22 protein-coding genes and 1 pseudogene are annotated in these 18,866 nt (G+C 44.4%); 17 read left to right on the top strand and 6 right to left on the bottom strand.

The window, feature by feature from the left end; genetic code table 11:
• The 8 genes from L0M13_RS14710 (at position 1) to L0M13_RS14675 (ending at position 6,610) form a co-directional block, all read left to right on the top strand.
• The gene (locus L0M13_RS14710; RefSeq protein WP_235197201.1) at positions 1 to 1,410 is read left to right on the top strand and encodes a VWA domain-containing protein; all 1,410 of its coding nucleotides are present in this window, start codon (positions 1 to 3) and stop codon (positions 1,408 to 1,410) included.
• Entirely contained in the window at positions 1,382 to 1,891 is a 510-nt protein-coding gene (locus L0M13_RS14705; RefSeq protein WP_235197200.1) for a TadE/TadG family type IV pilus assembly protein, read from the top strand. The genes L0M13_RS14710 and L0M13_RS14705 overlap by 29 nt, the downstream gene beginning before the upstream one ends.
• Positions 1,888 to 2,478: a pilus assembly protein TadG-related protein gene (locus L0M13_RS14700; protein WP_235197199.1), complete on the top strand. Its 591-nt coding sequence runs from the start codon at positions 1,888 to 1,890 to the stop codon at positions 2,476 to 2,478. The genes L0M13_RS14705 and L0M13_RS14700 overlap by 4 nt, the downstream gene beginning before the upstream one ends.
• Positions 2,479 to 2,665: 187 nt before the next feature.
• On the top strand, positions 2,666 to 2,821 hold the full coding sequence (locus tag L0M13_RS14695; RefSeq protein ID WP_235197198.1) for a hypothetical protein: 156 nt from the start codon (positions 2,666 to 2,668) through the stop codon (positions 2,819 to 2,821).
• An 18-nt stretch (positions 2,822 to 2,839) separates the two neighbouring features.
• Positions 2,840 to 3,562, top strand: a complete 723-nt coding sequence (locus tag L0M13_RS14690) for a hypothetical protein (RefSeq protein ID WP_235197197.1) — start codon at positions 2,840 to 2,842, stop codon at positions 3,560 to 3,562.
• A 24-nt stretch (positions 3,563 to 3,586) separates the two neighbouring features.
• Positions 3,587 to 4,918 carry a hypothetical protein gene (locus L0M13_RS14685; protein WP_235197196.1) on the top strand — a complete coding sequence of 444 codons (1,332 nt, stop codon included), beginning with the start codon at positions 3,587 to 3,589 and terminating at the stop codon, positions 4,916 to 4,918.
• A gap of 44 nt (positions 4,919 to 4,962) precedes the next feature.
• Positions 4,963 to 5,745: a hypothetical protein gene (locus tag L0M13_RS14680; RefSeq protein WP_235197195.1), complete on the top strand. Its 783-nt coding sequence runs from the start codon at positions 4,963 to 4,965 to the stop codon at positions 5,743 to 5,745.
• Between the two features lie 142 nt (positions 5,746 to 5,887).
• The gene (locus L0M13_RS14675) at positions 5,888 to 6,610 is read left to right on the top strand and encodes a YjgB family protein (RefSeq protein ID WP_235197194.1); all 723 of its coding nucleotides are present in this window, start codon (positions 5,888 to 5,890) and stop codon (positions 6,608 to 6,610) included.
• Between the two features lie 46 nt (positions 6,611 to 6,656).
• On the opposite strand, the gene L0M13_RS14670 is transcribed toward L0M13_RS14675, so the two are convergent.
• Positions 6,657 to 6,887 (bottom strand): helix-turn-helix domain-containing protein, encoded by a 231-nt coding sequence (locus tag L0M13_RS14670; RefSeq protein ID WP_052650566.1) that lies wholly within the window; start codon positions 6,885 to 6,887, stop codon positions 6,657 to 6,659.
• A gap of 109 nt (positions 6,888 to 6,996) precedes the next feature.
• Here L0M13_RS14670 and L0M13_RS14665 point away from each other — a divergent pair, with 109 nt between their 5' ends.
• From L0M13_RS14665 to L0M13_RS14645, 5 genes are all read left to right on the top strand, one after another.
• Complete coding sequence (locus L0M13_RS14665) at positions 6,997 to 7,869, top strand: EamA family transporter (protein ID WP_235197193.1); 873 nt, start codon at positions 6,997 to 6,999, stop codon at positions 7,867 to 7,869.
• Positions 7,870 to 8,232: 363 nt separating this feature from the next.
• Positions 8,233 to 8,925 (top strand): response regulator transcription factor, encoded by a 693-nt coding sequence (locus L0M13_RS14660; RefSeq protein ID WP_235197192.1) that lies wholly within the window; start codon positions 8,233 to 8,235, stop codon positions 8,923 to 8,925.
• A complete protein-coding gene (locus L0M13_RS14655) occupies positions 8,903 to 9,064 on the top strand; it encodes a hypothetical protein (protein ID WP_235197191.1) in 162 nt (53 codons plus the stop codon). Before L0M13_RS14660 ends, L0M13_RS14655 begins: the two co-directional genes overlap by 23 nt.
• 1 nt (position 9,065) lies before the next feature.
• Positions 9,066 to 10,439, top strand: a complete 1,374-nt coding sequence (locus L0M13_RS14650) for a hypothetical protein (protein WP_235197190.1) — start codon at positions 9,066 to 9,068, stop codon at positions 10,437 to 10,439.
• Complete coding sequence (locus tag L0M13_RS14645) at positions 10,421 to 11,218, top strand: sensor histidine kinase (RefSeq protein ID WP_235197189.1); 798 nt, start codon at positions 10,421 to 10,423, stop codon at positions 11,216 to 11,218. The genes L0M13_RS14650 and L0M13_RS14645 overlap by 19 nt, the downstream gene beginning before the upstream one ends.
• 34 nt (positions 11,219 to 11,252) lie before the next feature.
• Here L0M13_RS14645 and L0M13_RS14640 read toward each other — a convergent pair whose 3' ends face one another.
• The 5 genes from L0M13_RS14640 to L0M13_RS14620 form a co-directional block, all read right to left on the bottom strand.
• A complete protein-coding gene (locus L0M13_RS14640) occupies positions 11,253 to 11,888 on the bottom strand; it encodes a response regulator transcription factor (protein WP_235197188.1) in 636 nt (211 codons plus the stop codon).
• Positions 11,866 to 12,909, bottom strand: coding sequence for a sensor histidine kinase (locus tag L0M13_RS14635; protein WP_235197187.1), 1,044 nt, complete (start codon positions 12,907 to 12,909; stop codon positions 11,866 to 11,868). Before L0M13_RS14635 ends, L0M13_RS14640 begins: the two co-directional genes overlap by 23 nt.
• Complete coding sequence (liaF, locus tag L0M13_RS14630; protein WP_235197186.1) at positions 12,906 to 13,601, bottom strand: cell wall-active antibiotics response protein LiaF; 696 nt, start codon at positions 13,599 to 13,601, stop codon at positions 12,906 to 12,908. The genes L0M13_RS14635 and liaF overlap by 4 nt, the downstream gene beginning before the upstream one ends.
• Positions 13,602 to 13,666: 65 nt before the next feature.
• Entirely contained in the window at positions 13,667 to 14,305 is a 639-nt protein-coding gene (locus L0M13_RS14625; RefSeq protein ID WP_235197185.1) for a PspA/IM30 family protein, read from the bottom strand.
• A 12-nt stretch (positions 14,306 to 14,317) separates the two neighbouring features.
• A complete protein-coding gene (locus L0M13_RS14620; protein WP_235197184.1) occupies positions 14,318 to 14,659 on the bottom strand; it encodes a lmo0954 family membrane protein in 342 nt (113 codons plus the stop codon).
• A 173-nt stretch (positions 14,660 to 14,832) separates the two neighbouring features.
• Between L0M13_RS14620 and L0M13_RS14615 the strand changes: the two genes are divergently transcribed.
• The 4 genes and pseudogenes from L0M13_RS14615 (at position 14,833) to L0M13_RS14600 (ending at position 18,712) form a co-directional block, all read left to right on the top strand.
• Positions 14,833 to 15,918, top strand: coding sequence for a metallophosphoesterase (locus tag L0M13_RS14615; protein WP_235197183.1), 1,086 nt, complete (start codon positions 14,833 to 14,835; stop codon positions 15,916 to 15,918).
• A gap of 13 nt (positions 15,919 to 15,931) precedes the next feature.
• Positions 15,932 to 16,549 (top strand): DedA family protein, encoded by a 618-nt coding sequence (locus tag L0M13_RS14610; protein WP_235197182.1) that lies wholly within the window; start codon positions 15,932 to 15,934, stop codon positions 16,547 to 16,549.
• An 84-nt stretch (positions 16,550 to 16,633) separates the two neighbouring features.
• Positions 16,634 to 17,585: pseudogene (locus tag L0M13_RS14605) on the top strand (2-hydroxyacid dehydrogenase).
• A gap of 164 nt (positions 17,586 to 17,749) precedes the next feature.
• The gene (locus L0M13_RS14600) at positions 17,750 to 18,712 is read left to right on the top strand and encodes an oxygen-dependent tRNA uridine(34) hydroxylase TrhO (protein WP_235197181.1); all 963 of its coding nucleotides are present in this window, start codon (positions 17,750 to 17,752) and stop codon (positions 18,710 to 18,712) included.
• The last annotated feature ends 154 nt before the right edge of the window (positions 18,713 to 18,866 follow it).

Raw genomic sequence — 18,866 nt, 5'->3', positions numbered from 1 at the left:
ATGAAATTAGGCAAGGTATTGGTGGCATCGTTGCTTGTGCTAGGGTTAGCAGCCTGTCAACAAGATGAACCTGAAGAACCAAAAGCAGCAGAAACTGAAGAACAAACCAAAGCGGAAGCCGACAAGGATACAGCGGCTGAATCCACAGAAAAAGCCGAAGAAGAGCCAGGTCTGGAAGAGGCTATTTCGGAAGAGGATTTAATTGCCTTGCCGGAGACCGATCAAGACTTAATCAGCCAGCCTGTCGGGAAAATCGGTCATTTGGATTTATCAAGCGGAGATGAAGAAGAGATTGAGCCTGCATTCTTTGAAGCATTCGGAGAAGTGCCGCCTCTAAAAGAAGATGCTTCAGAAGAAGAAATGGATTTATATTTCAATTATCTTTATTCCTTGGTCGCCTATGATTTCCAGAATCCACAAGATGTACTGAATCAATTGGAGTTTGCACTTTCAGGAACACCGGAAGCGGATGAACGTTTTGCTTTTAAAGAAAATTACAATGTAGAAGTCATCTTGGACGCCAGCGGATCCATGGCTAACTATGTAGGGGGCAAAACCCGCATGGAACTCGCGAAGGAATCCATCCGCAATTTCATGGCAGAAGTACCTGAAGAAGCGAATGTATCGCTGCGGATCTATGGACATGAAGGCACAGGTTCCGAAGAAGACAAAGCGGCATCATGCGCAGCTATTGATGAAGTATATGAACGCGGAACATATGATAAAGCGAAGTTCGAACAGGCGCTAAACACGTTTGAACCTGCGGGATGGACTCCGGTTGCCGGGGCATTGGAATCGGCTCAGGCAAGTTTTGAAGGGCTGGACAGTAAAACAAATACAAACTTGATCTACATGGTCAGCGACGGCATTGAAACGTGCGAGGGAGATCCGGTAGCTGTAGCGAAATCGCTAGCGGCCAGTAATGTAGCACCCATCATCAATGTCATCGGTTTTAACGCGGACGCCGAAGCACAGCAGCAATTGAAAGAAGTCGCTAAAGCAGCAGAAGGCATCTTCTCAAATGTGGCAGACGGCAAGCAATTGACCGAGCAATTTAACCAGTCTGAAGAAGTATTGAAAAATTGGAAGAGCTGGAAACAGAATTCCGAGCTGGATGTTTTAAAAGCAAGCAATGACAGCTGGCTAGCCATTCAACAATTTGAAAATAATTGGAGTGCTTCTGCCTTGAAGCAAGAATTGGCATTGAACAGAGGGTTGCGCTATTTACGGGAAGCCGGTTATATCAACTGGGATCAAAAAAGCGTTCTCGAGAAAAAAGTGTATGACATCAGTGATGTAGCAAATTCAGCAAAAGGGCCGCTCGTTTCAGAATTAAACGAAGTGAAAGAAAAAGGCCTGGATGAAATGCGGAAGCAAATCAGTGACAAATACCCAGATGAAGCAGAATGACAGTAAAAAGGGGACTCCCCTTTTTCCGGCTTATACGTGCGGCCCCCTGCAAGATAAGCCGGAAAAGCGGAGTCTATTAGTTGAGGTGGTAGCCATGAAAAGAAAAATAAAAAATGAAGAAGGATCCGCAACTATCGAGTTTTTGGGCATGGTCCCTCTCGTATTTTCAGTAATGATGATCGCGTGGCAGTTTATTGCCGGATTCCATGGTTTGATGATTGCGGAATCAGCAGCCAGCGAAGCAGCGAAAGTTTATTCTGTCACGGCGGATGTGGGAGAAGCGACTAATGCCGCACAAAATATTGTAGATGCGGGGGGCAGCTATATCAGTTTTGCAGGTGCACCAATTTCAGGATCAAATAATTTCACTGCATCGGTAAGCGTCAATATTGATTTTGTATTTCTTCCGGCTAGCATGTTTGCAGGAGGAAAACCTACTTTTTCATACACTGCCGATACGTCAGGCAAGGTGATTAAATGAAAAAGTTCAAATTTTATTTAAACAACGAACAGGGCAATATCGCGTTATTCGTCATCGGCATATTAAGCGTCATGATTATCTTATTTGTGCTCATCCTTAACTTGGCTGGAGCCTTAATCGTAAAAGAGCAGGCCATTTCCACTTCCCAGCAAGCGGCTTTAGCTGCAACTGCAGCTTTATATGAGGATCTCCCGGAATTCATTTCAGATTATGAAATGAAGCTGAAGGAAATGTTAGCGGAAGAAGCTGAAGAAGGCGGGGAAGCAGAGCCCCCGGAAGAGGCTGCGCCTGCTGAGGAAGAAGATAGCATAGCTGAACTTATCGAAAAAGAAGTGGACAATCTGTCAGGTGAAATGGCGGATTACTCATTAAATGAAATCCAAAATGAAGCGATTGACCGGGTATTGGCGAGTGAAATGGATAAAGGTTTGGGCGGTGGATTGCTTAAAAAAATGATGAATGACGAAATGGAATACCGATGGATCAATTCCATGAAAGAAAGTGCTCGAAATACAATTCTCGCAAATGGAGGAGAACTGGCAGGCGCACAAATGACTGTTTTTGAAAAACGGACAGGTTGTCGTTAAATCTTCTAAAGAAGCCAGTGCAATTGGCTATAACGGATTTTTTGCCGGGGCTGTTAAAAACTTAACCAAATCTTCCAAAGGGCCAGAGGTTATGTTTGTCCAGAAATTGGCGGGTTGGGAAGGCAGAACGTATTCGTTGGAATAGGAGTGGGAAAATGAAGAAAGAAAAAAGTGGAGAAAAATTTACTTGGTATTGATGATTTTCTTTTATGCCATATTTGTTCCGGTAACTGTAGGGGAATGGCTGTTCAGTGACGGGAGCTTTCCGTTTACGGCAATAGCAGTGGGGCTCGCTCTGCCATTCATGAGAAAAAATCATTTGGCACAGCTTCAGCAATCATAAATGACAGGAGGTTTTAAAATGGAACATCCGATTCGCTCAGCATTCAGCTTTTTCGGACAAAAATATGAACGGTTGCTGCTGTTGGTCTTATTTATCCAGCTCCCGATCATCTTGCTGCAATTTTTTGCATCAAACTACATTTTAGCTATTACACCAACGAACGGTGCAATGTTTGGTTTCGGAGATATTTATTCAGCTTTTATTGTGTTTATTCTTTTCTTTTTTACGCTCGTGCCATTCGTATACTTTTGGCATTTCGAAGAAACTGGACATGATCGGCCCTTAAGGCAGGCATTTTTTCAATTCTCTTTAAAAGGCTTTCACTATTTTGTCTTTTCGGTAGCCGCCGGTTTATTGGTGACAATTGGGTTTGCGTTATTCGTCGTACCGGGCGTTATTTTATTAGCCATTCTGGTCATGGCTCCGGTCCTTGCGATTATCGATAATCAATCGGTCTGGTCATCAATACGGGAAAGCGGCCGGATTTTTAAACGGCCGCATTGGAAAATAATCTTATTGCTTGTATGTTTTGGATTTGGGGAGTTTATTATTTCAGCAATCGTCCAGGCATTGGTGTTGGATATAACCAACTCTTTCTTGGCTATTGCGATTTGCCATATATTTTTGAATACCTTATTTTTGCCTTTGTTTTATTTGATCTTGGCATCTTTTGTATTGAAGTGGAAAGAAGAGCTAAGTTTGTTCTCTATCGATCATCAAGATATGGCTATGCAAGATTAATAAACGTTTAAAGGAGGGGAAGAAATGGAATCAACGATCAAACGCATATTTGCATTAACCGCAATTCTGCTCATCGTAGCCCAATCATTTTTCGGTTCTGTCGCATTTGCGGTTCAGCCATGGACAGGAAATACGTGGTCCGGTGACACATGGTCGGGCGATACGTGGGAAGGAACACCTTGGGAAGGCAATACGTGGTCAGGTGATACCTGGTCAGGCGACGGAACGAATGGCGAAAGCTGGCAAGGAGACGGAACCAACGGCAACGGAACTACCGGTAACGGTACAAACGGAGATGGCACTTCGGGCGACGGAACTTCAGGAGACGGAACAACTGGCGATGGAACATCGGGTGATGGGACTTCAGGCGACGGGACGAATGGAGATGGCACCGGTGGCAACGGCACGAACGGTGACGGGACGTCCGGCAACGGAACTTCAGGAGACGGAACTGGCGGGAACGGCACCACGGGTGATGGCACCTCTGGAGACGGCACAACCGGCAATGGTTCAAACGGAGATGGGACGAATGGAAATGGGACATCCGGCAACGGATCGAACGGAGATGGAACTAACGGAAATGGCACCAATGGCGATGGTTCGTCTGGCAATGGCACCAATGGCGGAGAAGGTGGGAATAACGATAGTTCCAACTCACCGACGCCTTGGGATGTTGCAAGCTATATCGGCAATGATGTCATTCTGGGGCAAGTAGAGTTAGCTTCGGAATCTTTTAATGCGGATGCTGCAGATACGATGGGCGGCAGCACGAATTCATTCCTGCGCTCAACACTTTTAAACGGATTGAAGCTTGGAATTGATAATCCAATTCTCGATTTTGCTTCGGATGTATCAGATGGTGTCGATGTTTATCAGGATGCAAGAGGCGCTATTTCGACGCTTACATCCGGAACGAATATCGCGACTAATACTTCAGCTGCCGGTTCGGTAATGAGTGGTGCAGCACAAGCCGGATCATCGGCAATGGGAGCACTTGGAAAACTGAACGTGGCGACAGCAGCAGTGGGAACCGTTTTTGGAGCGGTTGATACTTACAATAACACTGCCAATGCCATTGAAGTATTCCAAGACAGCAATTCGACAGGTGCGGACCGTACAGTAGCTGTGACGGATGCCACTGCTAGCCTTGGATCTACATTAATGAGTGCCGGTGGAGTAGCTGCAGCGATTCCTGGCGGCCAAGCAATTGGAGCCGGACTTGTAGTGGCCGGTGCTGCTATTTGGGGAGCATCAAAACTGACCGGTTATGTAGCGAAAAACTGGGACGGCATCAAAAATACCGCATCGAAAGTGGGCGGAGCTATTTCTAAAGGTTGGAACGCACTATTCGGTTAATGTTATCATCTAGAAAGTGACAACCAAAGGAGATGAAGGCGACCATGGATGATCAAACGACTAAACTGTTAATGAAAAAAGTGAAAAAACATAAAAAGTGGACGGAAGGCGCATTCGTAAATCCTGTTTATTGGGAAATAAATGGAAAACCGTATTATATGGGTGGATTCACTAAAAATAATGAAGTCGTTGGTACGGCTTATGTCAGTACGGGCGATGAAGTGAGAGAAGAAGCGATGGAAGCACAGTCAAATCTTTCGTTATTTGCAGACTTGAGCTCAAGCATATTGAATGCTGGTGGAGAACGGCTGAATATCCCGACCGAATATTACACCAATCCTTTAAACATCCCAGTTTCCACAACAGATTCGAAAGTAATCGAAGGACAGAAAGCTTTCACTGTTCTATGGGAGCTTCAGCAAAAATTCAACGAAGACACAAGGGCTTACAAAAATTATTATGATGAAGCGCTGAAAATCGGAAGAATTACCGAAGAAGACGTGCTCAAAACGCAGCAAACGGCGAACCGGATGAGTATGTATCAATACACCACTCTTCATACTTTAGTCGAAAAAAATGAAGAGATCCGTTCTTTTGCCGCTTATTTGGAGAAGCAGGACGGATGGGACCGTTTGACGAAAGAAGAACAGAAATTCGTTAAAGGCATTGCTGAAAACATTGACATGCTGCAAAAGAATTTACGGAACTTGGACATGGCAGAACATGCAGATTATGAAAAAATGACTGCAATGAATTTCGAACGAATGGTTGAAAAAAATAAAAAATCAATCGATAGCCAGAAACAGTTTGTCCGGTATCCGCTTTAAATGAAGAATAAGCTGGAAAACGGGTTGTGAAATTTACAACCTGTTTTTTATTTTCATTAAGTTGAATGGTAATGAGACATTCTGTTAGCTGAAACGTCTATTTATGTAATGGAAGTTACTCTAATAAAAGGGCGTGGACGCTTTGCGTATTAAATTTTTCACTATGGGTGCAGCGGCCGTATTGGCAATCGGTTTAGCTGCTTGTTCCGATGAAGCTGCTGGAGATAAAGCAGACATCAAGCCAGAAGAAACGAGTGCAGAAGAGATGCCGGACGATACTGAAGCTGCTGAAGAAGCGGAACAAACGGATTTAGTTGAGCCTTCAGAAAATGAGATTGCTGGCGACACGGATGAAACAGAAGATGCAGAGGTTAACGACGAAGAAACTGGATCAGCGGGTGAAGAAATCCCGGACGAGCAAAAACAAATGGCTATTGAAACCTTGAAAGGTATTATTAAGGACGCTGAACAAGGAATGGTTTACCGCTTCGCCTCTGGATTTACAGTAGGGGAAAGCACACGTGAAGAAGTTTATGCAGAAATCGCTGAACCCGAAGAGCAGGCAGGGGAATTTGACTTTTACCATGGTTCGATGGGGCAAGCTTCTTATCAAATTAAATATGATGAAAATGATGTCATGCAAGAAGCACGGTATTTTGGTACAAATGTAGAAAGACAGACGAATTTAGGCGGGATCACGAAAGAAGATTTAAGGAAAGAAATCGGTAAGCCGGAAGAGGAAAGAACCATCTCTGCTACGGGAGAAACCAATATTGTCTATCATGTCGATGATTATGAATTGCAATTTATTCTAGGTGAAGATGGGACCACTGACCATGTAAACCTGCTGAAGAAATCCAATTAAAAAGCATCTCGCCGCTGCGGCGAGATGCTTTTCTCATAGGCAAATGTCAGTCCTCATCTTTAATATCAACATCATCCGGAATAGGCGTTGCCCGCCATTCAGCCAATTCTGCCTTGGCTAATTCCAATTGCTGAAAATGCGTTTCGAATTGGGAGGTGTTGATCAAGTACTGTTCACCGTCATGGACTGCACGAATACGGCCTTCTAATACATAGCGATTGACTTGTTCTTCAGGCATCGATAAAAACGCGGCAGTTTCCGGGACTGTCATATACATATGATCATCTCCTCTTTTTCTTCTAATTATAATAGAAGAAAGGTGGTATCTCAAATCTTAGAATTCGTGTAAGCTAGCTTATAAGAGCAAGCAATCAGGAGGGTTTTGGATGAATTTTCGGTCCTATATGTATGTATTGCTGGCCGCTATGCTGTGGGGAACTACGGGGACGGCTCAAAGTTTTATCGAAGGGGCAGCACATCCGCTGACAATCGGCGCTTTGAGGCTCGGAATCGGCGGTTTTACCCTATTGTTAGTTGTTGTTGCAGCTAAGAAAATCGTTTTTCATGAAGTTCCTTGGCAGGCAGTTTTCCTGTCTGCGGCAGCTATGGCCGTGTTTCAGCCATTCTTTTTTTCGGCAGTTCAATCTACCGGAGTGGCTGTCGGCACAGTAGTAGCGATCGGGAGCGCACCAGTATTCTCGGGAATGATTGAATGGATTGTGTTAAAGCGCAGGCCGGACCGAGTGTGGGTTTTTGCAACGATTTTTGCCATTATAGGCTCTATTCTGCTGTTTATAAACGGTGAATCTTCTACGATCCGTCTATCAGGCGTCTTTTTGGCTTTAGGAGCTGGCGCCGCTTTTGCCGGCTATGCAATGGTCAGTAAAAGCGCTTTAAGGAAAATGGAAGCTGTTCCTGCCGTCGCTATTATTTTCTCGATAAGTGCGTGTTTCTTATTCCCATTTTTATTATTTTTGGATGTATCTTACATGGGTAACCCTGTAAATCTCAGCGTTATTGCCTATCTGGGAATTGGGGCAACAAGTATTTCCTATATCTTATTTTCAACTGGCTTGAAAAAAATCCCTTCTTCGTCAGCAGTTACGCTTTCTCTAGCAGAACCGCTGACTGCTGCTATTCTCGGCGTTTTCATCGTCAGGGAAGTGTTGTCTAATACGGCTTGGATAGGGGTGTCTCTATTATTAGGCGGAATTCTTATCTTAACTATTGGCAAACGGAAAGTTTCAGCTTCAGTTTAATAAGCCTCATTTTTAGCAGCGCTTCCGCTTTTCTTACTATCCAGACTTCGCCGCCCAGCCGCTCGAGATCTTAAGCCATCCAGCTCTGGAAATCAAAATTTCCGTCACTGGTTGTCTTAAGCTTGTCGGGGCTGACCGGGCGCTTCCGCTTTTCTTAATGTCTAGACTCCGCCGCCTAGCCGCTCGAGGTCGCTTCAGTCTTACCTGCAATGGCAAAAGGCGCCATTTTCGATAAGACTTCCAGCGCTTGTCGCGGCTTGCAAGGCGGCTCCGCTTTTCTTAAGAATTTCTTCATATTTTTCCTGAGCTTGGCTTAAGAATTGAACAGTACAATAAACTCTATAGATGGAAGAGGTGAAACTGATGGCTCCTTTTACAGTATTGGTCACAGACGATGATCAGGACATTCGAGACGGCATTGAAATTTATTTAAAAAATGAAGGATATCAAGTCCTTAAAGCTGCTAATGGCCTGGAGGCGATCGAGCTTTTAGAAAACCATGAAGTCCACGTCATCATATTGGATATCATGATGCCTAAATTAGACGGCATTTCAGCTACATTTAAAATTCGGGAACAGCGGAATATCCCGATTATTATGTTGAGCGCTAAAGCCGAAGATTCGGATAAAATCCATGGCTTGTCTGTAGGGGCGGATGATTATGTGACAAAACCGTTCCATCCGATGGAGTTGGTGGCCCGGGTTAAATCACAACTCAGACGTTACGTTAAGCTAGGGACTTACCAAGACAAAGCGCAGCGGATTGAAATTGATGGACTGATTCTGGATTCAGAATCGAAAGAAGTGACCTTGCACGGAGACTCGATAAAATTGACTCCGATTGAATTTAAAATAACCGAATTATTGATGGCGAATGCAGGACGTGTTTTTTCCATCAATGATATCTATGAGCGGGTTTGGAACGAACCGGCATACAATGCAGAAAATATTGTCGCTGTGCATATCCGGAAAATCCGGGAGAAGATTGAAACAGATCCAAAGAATCCAAGGTATTTGAAGGTGGTGTGGGGCGTTGGCTACAAAATTGAAAAATGATTTTTGGTCGATCGCCGCAGTTATCATCGCGCTATTCAGTTTGGCTTATTGTTTATCCTTCATCTTTGACTTGTTATTGAATTTTCCTGCAGCGGACTTGATGGCGTCTCTTCGTTCCTTATCGAAAGGAGATGCTTAAATTGAAGAAGTGGATATGGCTCATCACCTTGGCAATTATTTTAGTCGCTTCTTTTAGTGTATTAGAATTAGGAAAAGATTATTTTGGCAAATCCTATCTTGACACTATTGATTTTGACAACGATCTCTCCTTTTTTGAAAATAGCTTGATTGCTTTGGAATTGGATCCGCTGGATGCAGAAGACGTAGGAGCTGTTACACAAGAGCAGATTGAAGAATACCGAACGCGTTATGGTACCTTAAGTGAACAAATCCAAAGCATCCAAAATCAATATACAACAGATATCGAGGAAGCAACTGCAAATGGAAACAGCAGTGTAGAAAAGATTTTAACGGAGGAACGCGACACTAAAATAGAGGCGATCCGCAGCAATTTTGCAGATGACAATATCGTTAAAGAAAAAATAATTGCCGAACGGAAAAATGGATTGGAGAAGACCATCCAGGAATTGAACCGGCAAAAACTTTCCTTTAAGGAAGACTACGATTACTTTGTTTATAATCTAATCGATTTAGATACAGGCAAGACTTTTGAAAAAGGGGAATTGACAAACAATCCTTATTTCAAGAAAGAATACACGCCTGGCAATCCTCTTTCAATGGATTCCGAGTACTTCTACGGAAGTGAAGTCCAGAGCACGGAATTTGAACTTCCTTTATCAGATGCGAATTTTGAAGGAATTATACAAATCGACCGTAAGCTTTTAAGTGAATCTTTTAATGGCAGCCTGTTTGATCATTTTATTTTCACGAAATATATGTTGTATGTAATGGCGGGACTCGCTGTGGGCGGGATTGTGCTGCTATTGACCAAATTGCCTTTCAACAGAGTCTGGTTTACAGATCTGCCGCTAAACGGAAAATGGAGCAACTTGCCGTTAGAAGCACGCCTTTTCCTATTGGTTCTGACCGTGTTTCTGGCTTTGCCGTATGGCAGCGGGAAATTTATAAATACGCTGCAGTATTCCTGGTCTGATAATATGCTCCGCTACGGCAGCAGTTTGGTATGGCAATTTATCCTGGCTATAGCCTTTATCGCTTTAGCTATTATTCAAGTTATCTGGATGTTGAATTTCTATAAAGATTGGCAGCATTTAGAGCATGATATTAAAAACAGTTCACTTTTCAATAGTTTTAAAACGGCGAGCCAAGCATTTTTGAAGAAATCCATTGGCATACAGATGCTGATTTTATTGTTCGTTGTTTTCACATGGGGAATGGGAACGATGGCAATGGTCTTTGTTCGGGAAGTCATCATTATCTGGATCCCAACGACGCTTTTCATCGGCATACCCGTTCTCTTGTTTACGATGAACCGCTTTGGGTATTTGAATATTTTGATGCGGATACGGCTGAAATGGCAGACGGCCGTTTAAATCAAAATATTCCCGTCAGAGGCCGTTCGCCTTTAGCCGACCATGCCCGACAGCTCACTCGCCTGAAAGAAGGCGTCAGGCTATCGATGTCTGAACAAGCGAAGAGCGAAAGGCTGAAAACCGAATTAATCACGAACGTCAGCCATGATCTCCGTACGCCGCTGACTTCGATCATTACCTACACGGATTTGATGAAAACACCGAATTTATCGGAAGAAGAGCGGCTTTCCTACGCCAATATCCTGGACCGGAAATCCCAGCGTTTGAAAACCTTGATTGAAGATTTGTTTGAAGTTTCGAAAATGGCGAGCGGCAATATGGAACTTAACCGTACACGCCTCGATCTGAATCAGTTGCTTCACCAAGCGCTGGCAGAGCATGCAGAAGATATCGAAGCATCAGGACTGGATTTCCGCGTCACTTCTCCGGAGAACCCAATTTACGTGCAAGCAGACGGACAAAAATGGTGGCGGGTACTCGATAATTTAATCCTGAACGCCATTAAATATGCGATGCCTGGAACCCGTATCTATATTAACTTGCAGGACCGGGATGGCCAAGCGGAATTTACGATTAAAAATGTTACGCGTTATGAGCTGGGAGAAAATACAGATGAATTATTTGAACGCTTTAAACGCGGAGATACCTCGCGGCAGACGGAAGGGTCGGGGCTTGGCTTAGCGATTGCCCAATCCATTGTAGACTTGCACGGAGGGGAAATGAAAATTGAAGTGGATGGAGATTTGTTCAAAGTGATTGTGTCGATTAATAGCCTGTAAGGAAAAACGCCGCCTGGGATTCAGGCGGCGTTTCTTATTTCGGCGGTGAGACCAGCTTATGTTGAAAAGCGTAAATCACTGCTTGGGTCCGGTCATGGACCTCCAGTTTTGCGAGGAGGTTGCTGACATGGGTTTTGACAGTCTTTAAAGCGATGAATAGCTGATCGGCTATTTCTTGATTTGTGTAGCCGTTTGCCAGAAGCAGCAAAATTTCCATCTCGCGGTCTGTCAGTTCTTCATGCAATACCCGGTCATGGCGCATTTGCTTCATCATCTTGCTCATGACTTCCGGTTCAAGCACAGAAGTTCCGTTCATCGTTTCGCGGATGGAATCGGCAATGCGTGAAGCTTTCGATGTTTTTAATACATAGCTGACAGCTCCCGCTTTCAAAGCCGGATAAACTTTGTCATCATCGAGGAAACTGGTCACGATCATGATTTTCGCTTCGGGCCATTCACGGATGATGGCTTCCGTCGCTTCGGCGCCATTCATGACCGGCATAACCATATCCATTAAGATAACATCAGGCCGGAGTTCCAAGGCCATTTTGACGGCTTCCTCGCCGTTGGCAGCTTCTCCAGCAACTTCCATATCCGCTTGGGATTGAAGGTAGGCGGAGACGCCGATGCGCACCATTTCATGGTCATCAACTAATAAGATTCGGATCATTGGAAATCTTCCTTTCGATAGGGACTTTCACTTCCACAATGGTTCCTTCAGAAGGTACGGATACAATTTTGCTGATGGCCCCAATTTCAATCGCCCGCTCTTCAATATGCTTTAATCCGTAAGAAGTGGACTTCGACTGCTCGCTTTCAAAACCGACACCGTTATCCTGTATGCGTAAAATGGCAAAATCATCACGTTCAATAAATAAGATATGGACTTCGGTCGCTTTGGAGTGGCGCAGTGTATTGGATAAAGTTTCTTGGGCGATACGAAACAAATGGTCTTCCGCGCCTTTTTGCAAAGGAACTTCTTCGAGCTTATGTTCAATTTTAAAATAGACTTTCTCTTTGAGTTCAGATACGAGTTCATATAAGCCTCGCCGCAAGCTTTTATCGTGCAGGGCAGCCGGCCGCAAATGGAGGAGCAAAGCACGCATTTCAAGCTGAGCCTGTTGGACCATTTTTTCGGTCTGCAATAAGCCGGGCGAAGCATTGTCCTGTTCAGTCATCGATGACAAGAGCATGGATGCGGCGAACAATTGCTGTGATACCGAGTCATGCAATTCCCGGGCAAGGCGCTGCCGCTCCATAACGAGCCGTTCTTGGATCAGCTTGTCTTGGGTTTCAGCCCGTTCATTCGAAATCCGCGTCAAACTTCTTCGCTGCGACTCCAGCAATTTTTGCAGTTTTAAAATGGAATTTGATAGATTTGCAGGAAGCGTCTTCATATGGGCCGCTTCAATGACCGTTTGGTCTTCATTTCTCAAGAGAGCTTGGAAGATATCCTCGACTTCTTGGACTTTGGAACGAGACAACGATTCTGTCCACCAGGCAATGCCGCCGGATAAAGCCAAAATCAGGACCAAAAGCCAAATGCCGAATGGAAGGCCGGCTACAAAATCTTCCCATAGCACTGACCAGGTTTGAACAGAAGGAAGACCAAGCAAGACGATCAAAATGCTGAAGATAATCGCTGCAAATAATGCGGTGAAAAATAAACTGCGCGGCACAAGTTTTTTCATCGGCGGATCACCTCGACATCTCCCATCCAGGTGGTGATGGTGACGATCATTTCTGTGCGATTATCATCTTCTGAAAAACCGTCTTCCGCGTGTACAGTGCCGTTCCAGATACGCTGCTTGCTTCCGGTGAAAAAGCGTGCTTCCCCGAGCAATGTCGTATAGAAAATACGGACGGGAACTTCGTAGGGAAGAATGACTTTCACTTTTCCGAATCCTTGCCGCACGGAAATGACAGAAGTCTTTTTAGGCAAGACGGTTTGCGTGGCATCAATCAGCAAATCACCGACAAACCCTTGAACGTGGATGTCTTTCCATTCGTAAGATTCAATCGGGGTGCTTTGAGCCGAAAAGAATTTGTTTTGGATGAGCCCTTTATCGACCATCCCTTGAATCGGAACGGTTTGCTCCCATTCTTCACCTTTCCAAAGCTTGACCAATAAGTAGATGGCTACGCCGAAAACGAGAAGGCGTAAACTCCACATGGACAAAACAGAGATGCCGATCAAGATAAAGCCAGTCCAGATATACGATTTTCTGGATTTCGTGGTTTTTTTCATTCCATAATAGAGCAGTCCGATACCAAGAAGAACCAAAAACACGCTGCCATTTTGGAAAAATGCAGCTTCCACGAATATGAGAAATAAAGCGCTTAAGATGAAAAACGCTTGTTTGTTAGTAGTTAAATTGCGCATCGCAGTTTTTGCCCCCTTCTTTGTAGCAGAAAAATGAGAAGAAGTAATCTTCTTCTCACTTTAGTTTAACCAATTTCCTTTTGTTGTGCGCTGTTTTTTTCTAATAACTCCAAGCGGCGCTCCATGGCAGAACGTTCATGGTCTTGTTCCACTTTGGCTCCCAGGTTTTTAATGTAGGAAGCCATATCGTCATAGGAGCCCAGACGCTCTGCAGCGAGTTCCGGATTTAGCACTTTATCCATTTGATGATGGGCGCGTGTTGCATTTTCTTTCCCCATCAATTGGAGCTGTTTGACTTTCATGTCTTTCACTTTATGTTTCATTTCTTCGTAGCGCTGTTCAAGAACCGTCAATTCTTCCAAGTTCTCTGAGATGCTGCGCTTCAATTCCGACACCCGGTTTGAGTAAGCTGCCACTTCCATTTCGGCGAAAACGGATAAATCATTTTCTCCGGAAGCTTGGGCCAATTCAAGCTGAGATTGGCGTTTCTGCAGCATTGTTGTTGCTTCTTCCAATTCCTTGTCCAGTTTAACATTTAATTGGGCTTGGCGTTCCACCCATTTCCCGGTATCGGTTGTCTGTTTTTCTGCTTCTAGGATGTAGCGGTTCAACACAGCGAGTGGGTTTTTTTCCTCTTTTTTTGATACTAATGCATCCATGTCAGTTGCGACTGCAAATTTAAAACGTTCCCATATTGATGTCATTTCTATTCCTCCTTATTTTGAAAGCTTATTCCATTGTTTTTCGAAATTTGTAAACGGATCATTTGTTTTAGCAACGGTTACGGGTTGTTCATTCCATTTGCGGTAAATCATCCATAGACCATATGCTGCGGCAACGCCGATCAATGCCGGTACATTCGAGATGGCAGACAAAACGCCGATTGCTCCGACAAAGCCCCACCAAACTTTTGCTGCTGTTGACGTGCTTTTCAAGTAATAATGCACGCCCATGTAAAGAATCAATCCGGAGATAGCCAATCCCACAATAGCGCCGAGATTGGAAAGTACGATAATGCCGGCGATAGCGCCGAGTGTAATCATCCAAAACTTATTCAATTTAACTCCTCCTCTCAATTTGTACCCTAATCATACCAAGGGTCTGAATTTCGCAACACGGTCCCTGACTGCATCTTTGACTAAGACTTGAGGCTTAGCTGCTTCTCAGCAAGGCTGAATAAAGGGGAAGATGCTATAATAGCTTCTATATAAAAAGAAGAGAGGAACTTCGTATGAAAATAGCAAGTTCTATTATAGGAGCGCTCGGCATCTATTTGCTGTTAGTGGTCTACTTAGGCTGGAATGTATACCTATGGGTGGAAACCATCGCCCCCTGGATGAATATCGGGCTATTTTCTGTCCTTTGGCTGCTCATCGCATTCAGCTTTTTCATCGGCAGGCTCGGACATAGATGGCTGGCATTTACCATCATCGGATCTTACTGGTTTGCATTTTTGCAATACGCGATTCTGCTTATTCCGTTGGCCAATATTATCGGCTTATTGATCAATATGGATAATGAAGTTTTCATCCTGGGTACCTCAGTAGCGATTTTGTTTGCTGCTATATTTGCCATCGGTTCTTATCTCGCTTACAGTCCGGTTCTCCGGGAATTGGAAATTGAAGTGGAAGGGCCGGAGCAGGAGCCCCTGCAGATTGTCGTGGGTTCTGATTTCCATTTAGGGGTACTATCCGGAAAGCGGCATCTAAAACGGTTTGTAGATAGAGCCAACCGGTTAAATCCGGATTTGGTGCTCTTGGCTGGCGATTTGGTCGATGATGATCCAATTTGGTATGCCCGCTACGGAATGAAAGAGGAAATGGATAAATTGAAATCTAAACTCGGTGTCTATGGCGTTCTTGGAAATCATGAATATTATGGAAAGAAAATCCCATTGCTTGAGCGGTTGATGGAAAGTTCAGGCGTGAAAATTCTGCGGGATGAAACCATTTTAGTGGCGGATCGTTTTTATATTACAGGGCGGGAAGATCGGACGAATGGCAAGCGCCGCGCGCTGGAATTATTAAAACCGGGTCAGAAATTGCCTTGGATCGTCATGGACCATACGCCTTCCGATTTAAAAACGCCGATTCCAGTGGGTGTAGATTTTCATATTTCCGGGCATACTCATAAAGGGCAGATGTGGCCAAACCATTTGATAACCCGAAAAGTTTTCGAATTGGATTACGGCTACCGGAAAATAGGCAGCACCCATTTTTTGGTCTCCTCAGGCTTTGGATTTTGGGGTCCGCCAATCCGTACCGGCAGCCGATCGGAGTTATGGTCGATCAAGATGAACTTTAAAGAAATAAAATAAAAGGGGCAAAATAATGGAGCAATGGATTACAGGCATCATGTCGGATTATGGATATATCGGGATATTCCTGCTGATCATGCTGGAAAACGTTTTTCCTCCCATTCCTTCTGAAGTGATATTGACAGTAGGCGGATTTATGACAACTACGACCGATATGACGATGTTGGGTGTTATTCTCGCTTCCACAGCAGGATCGGTAGTAGGAGCTGTCATCTTATACGGAGTAGGACTGCTGGTAGATGTGGAGCGTTTAGAAAGAGTCGTCGAAAAATACGGCAGTTGGCTAAGAGTGAAAAAATCAGATATCCACCGGGCAGATCACTGGTTTGATAAATATGGAATTTGGACCATCTTTTTCGGACGTCTGATTCCGCTCGTGCGCAGTCTGATTTCCATTCCTGCTGGAATGTCCAATATGAAGTTATGGCTGTTCCTTACCTTTACCACACTTGGAACTTTGCTTTGGAATACTGTACTCGTATTTGTCGGAGAAGCGGTTGGCGATAACCGGGAAGCGATTTTAAAACAATTGGATATCTATTCAAATGTGGTGTACGCTGCAATTGCTCTTTTCGCGATTGCAGTAGTTTGGTATTATTTCAAAAAAATAAGAACTCGTGAAATGGATTGAAGATATTGGGAAAACTGTTGGCGTTTGCCGGCAGTTTTTTTAGTTGCTATAATTGTTTGATAATAGAAAAAATGGAGGTATTGTATGAAACCGATCATTTATATTACACAAAAATTGCCGGATGAGGCAGTGGCAGAATTACAGAACTCTTATGAGGTCCGAATGTGGCACGACGATCAAACTTCCGCTCCTAAAGAAGAGATCATAAATCAGGTAAAAGAGGCGCATGCGCTATGGGCAATGTTGTCCAATCAGATTGATGAGGAAGTTTTTGAAGCCGCACCAAACTTGAAAGTCGTTGCTAATTTAGCAGTCGGCTATAATAATATCGATTTGGATGCTGCGCGGAAACACGGAGTAATGGTCACGAATACACCTGAAGTTCTAACAGAAGCGACGGCTGACTTAACATTTGCATTGCTGCTGGCGACAGCGCGCCGCATTATTGAAGCGGAAAAATCAGTCCGCTCTGGGGATTGGAAATCGTGGTCGCCTATGGGCATGGCAGGGCAGCAAGTCGGCGGTGCCACTCTCGGGATTATCGGCATGGGGCGGATCGGAGAAGCGGTGGCTAGGCGCGGTCAAGGGTTTGGCATGAATGTCCTTTATCACAATAGAACAAGAAGAAGCTTGGAAGATGTAAAATATGCTGAACTCGATGATCTTCTGCAAAACTCGGATTTCGTCGTCATTCTGACGCCGCTTACAGAAGAGACAAAAGGAATGATCAGCGAACGCGAACTTTCACTCATGAAAGATACGGCATGCCTGATCAACGTAGCACGCGGCGGCATTGTGGATGAGCAAGCCCTGTACGAGGCATTGAAGTCTGAAAAAATTTGGGGAGGCGGGTCTGGACGTTTTCGAAAAGGAACCGGTGCCATTAGACCATCCGCTTCTGACTTTGCCGAATGTGACCGTCCTTCCCCATATCGGAAGTGCGGCCATTCAAACACGTTTGGCAATGATGGCATTGAATGCCGAAGCGATCCGTTCTTGCTTGGAAGGGCGTTCTGTCAAAAATAGAGTTTGCTAAATAACAAGAAGGACAGCTGCCGAGGGGCAGCTGTTTTTTCATTATCAGGGCATTCGCAAAATCTTGTAAAAGTTGAAATTTACCGGCTTATGATGTAAAATAATCTAGGTTTTTAAAGCCTAAAATGGCTAAAGGGACAAATTGAAGAATAGGGGGTATGATTCATGCAAAATCATACACACAATGTTTTACTTTACTATCTATATACGCCGATTGAAGATCCGGAAACGTTCGCAGCTGAACATTTGGCAGCGTGCAAGGAACTTGGATTAAAAGGACGCATCCTTGTTTCCGAGGAAGGAATCAACGGTACATGTTCAGGTACAATCGAACAAACAGAAGCATACATGGAAATGCTGAAGAGCGACTCGCGCTTTTCAGATATCGTTTTCAAAATAGATGCAGCTGATGGCCATGCATTCAAAAAAATGCATGTACGCCCTAAAAAGGAAATCGTCCACTTAGGATTGGAAGAAGACATCAATCCACATGAATTGACGGGAACTTATTTAGAGCCTGCAGAATTCTATAAACGCATGCAGGACCAGGATACAATCGTGCTAGATGCACGCAACGATTACGAATATGATTTAGGCCACTTCCGCGGCGCTGTGCGTCCGGATGTTGAAAACTTCCGTGATTTGCCGGAATGGGTCCGTGAAAACAAAGAGATGTTTGAAGGCAAGAAAATTTTGACTTACTGCACAGGCGGAATCCGCTGTGAAAAATTCTCTGGCTGGCTGAAAAGAGAAGGCTTTGAAGACGTGGCTCAATTGCACGGCGGCATCGCAACTTACGGAAAAGATCCAGAAGTAAAAGGACAACTTTGGGATGGACAAATGTACGTCTTTGATGAGCGTATTGCCGTGCCGATCAACCAAGTTGAGCATGTTGTTGTAGGGAAAGACCACTTTACTGGCGAACCATGTGAACGCTATGTAAACTGTGCAAACCCGGAATGCAATAAGAAAATTTTGGCCTCTGAAGAAAACGAACACAAATATATGCGTTCTTGCTCAGACGAATGCCGCGAGCATCCACGCAACCGTTATGCGTTTGAGCACGGGTTAACCGGTGCTGAAGTGCAAGAGCGGTTAGATGCGATTAAAGAAACAGCTGAAGTATAAAAGAAAAGCGGAAACAGCCGCTTAGATTCGAAAGGCATAAGGCGAACTGGCGAAGCGGCGTTTTTTCAGCCGCCCAGCCAGATTGACTTATGACCCGAGAATCTGGCTGTTGGAGTCTGGACAATAAGAAAAGCGGAAACAGCCGCTTAGATTC

This window comes from Planococcus sp. 107-1, from assembly GCF_021513255.1.
Lineage (GTDB): Bacteria > Bacillota > Bacilli > Bacillales_A > Planococcaceae > Planococcus.
This window is presented reverse-complemented; position numbering and strand designations above follow the sequence as displayed.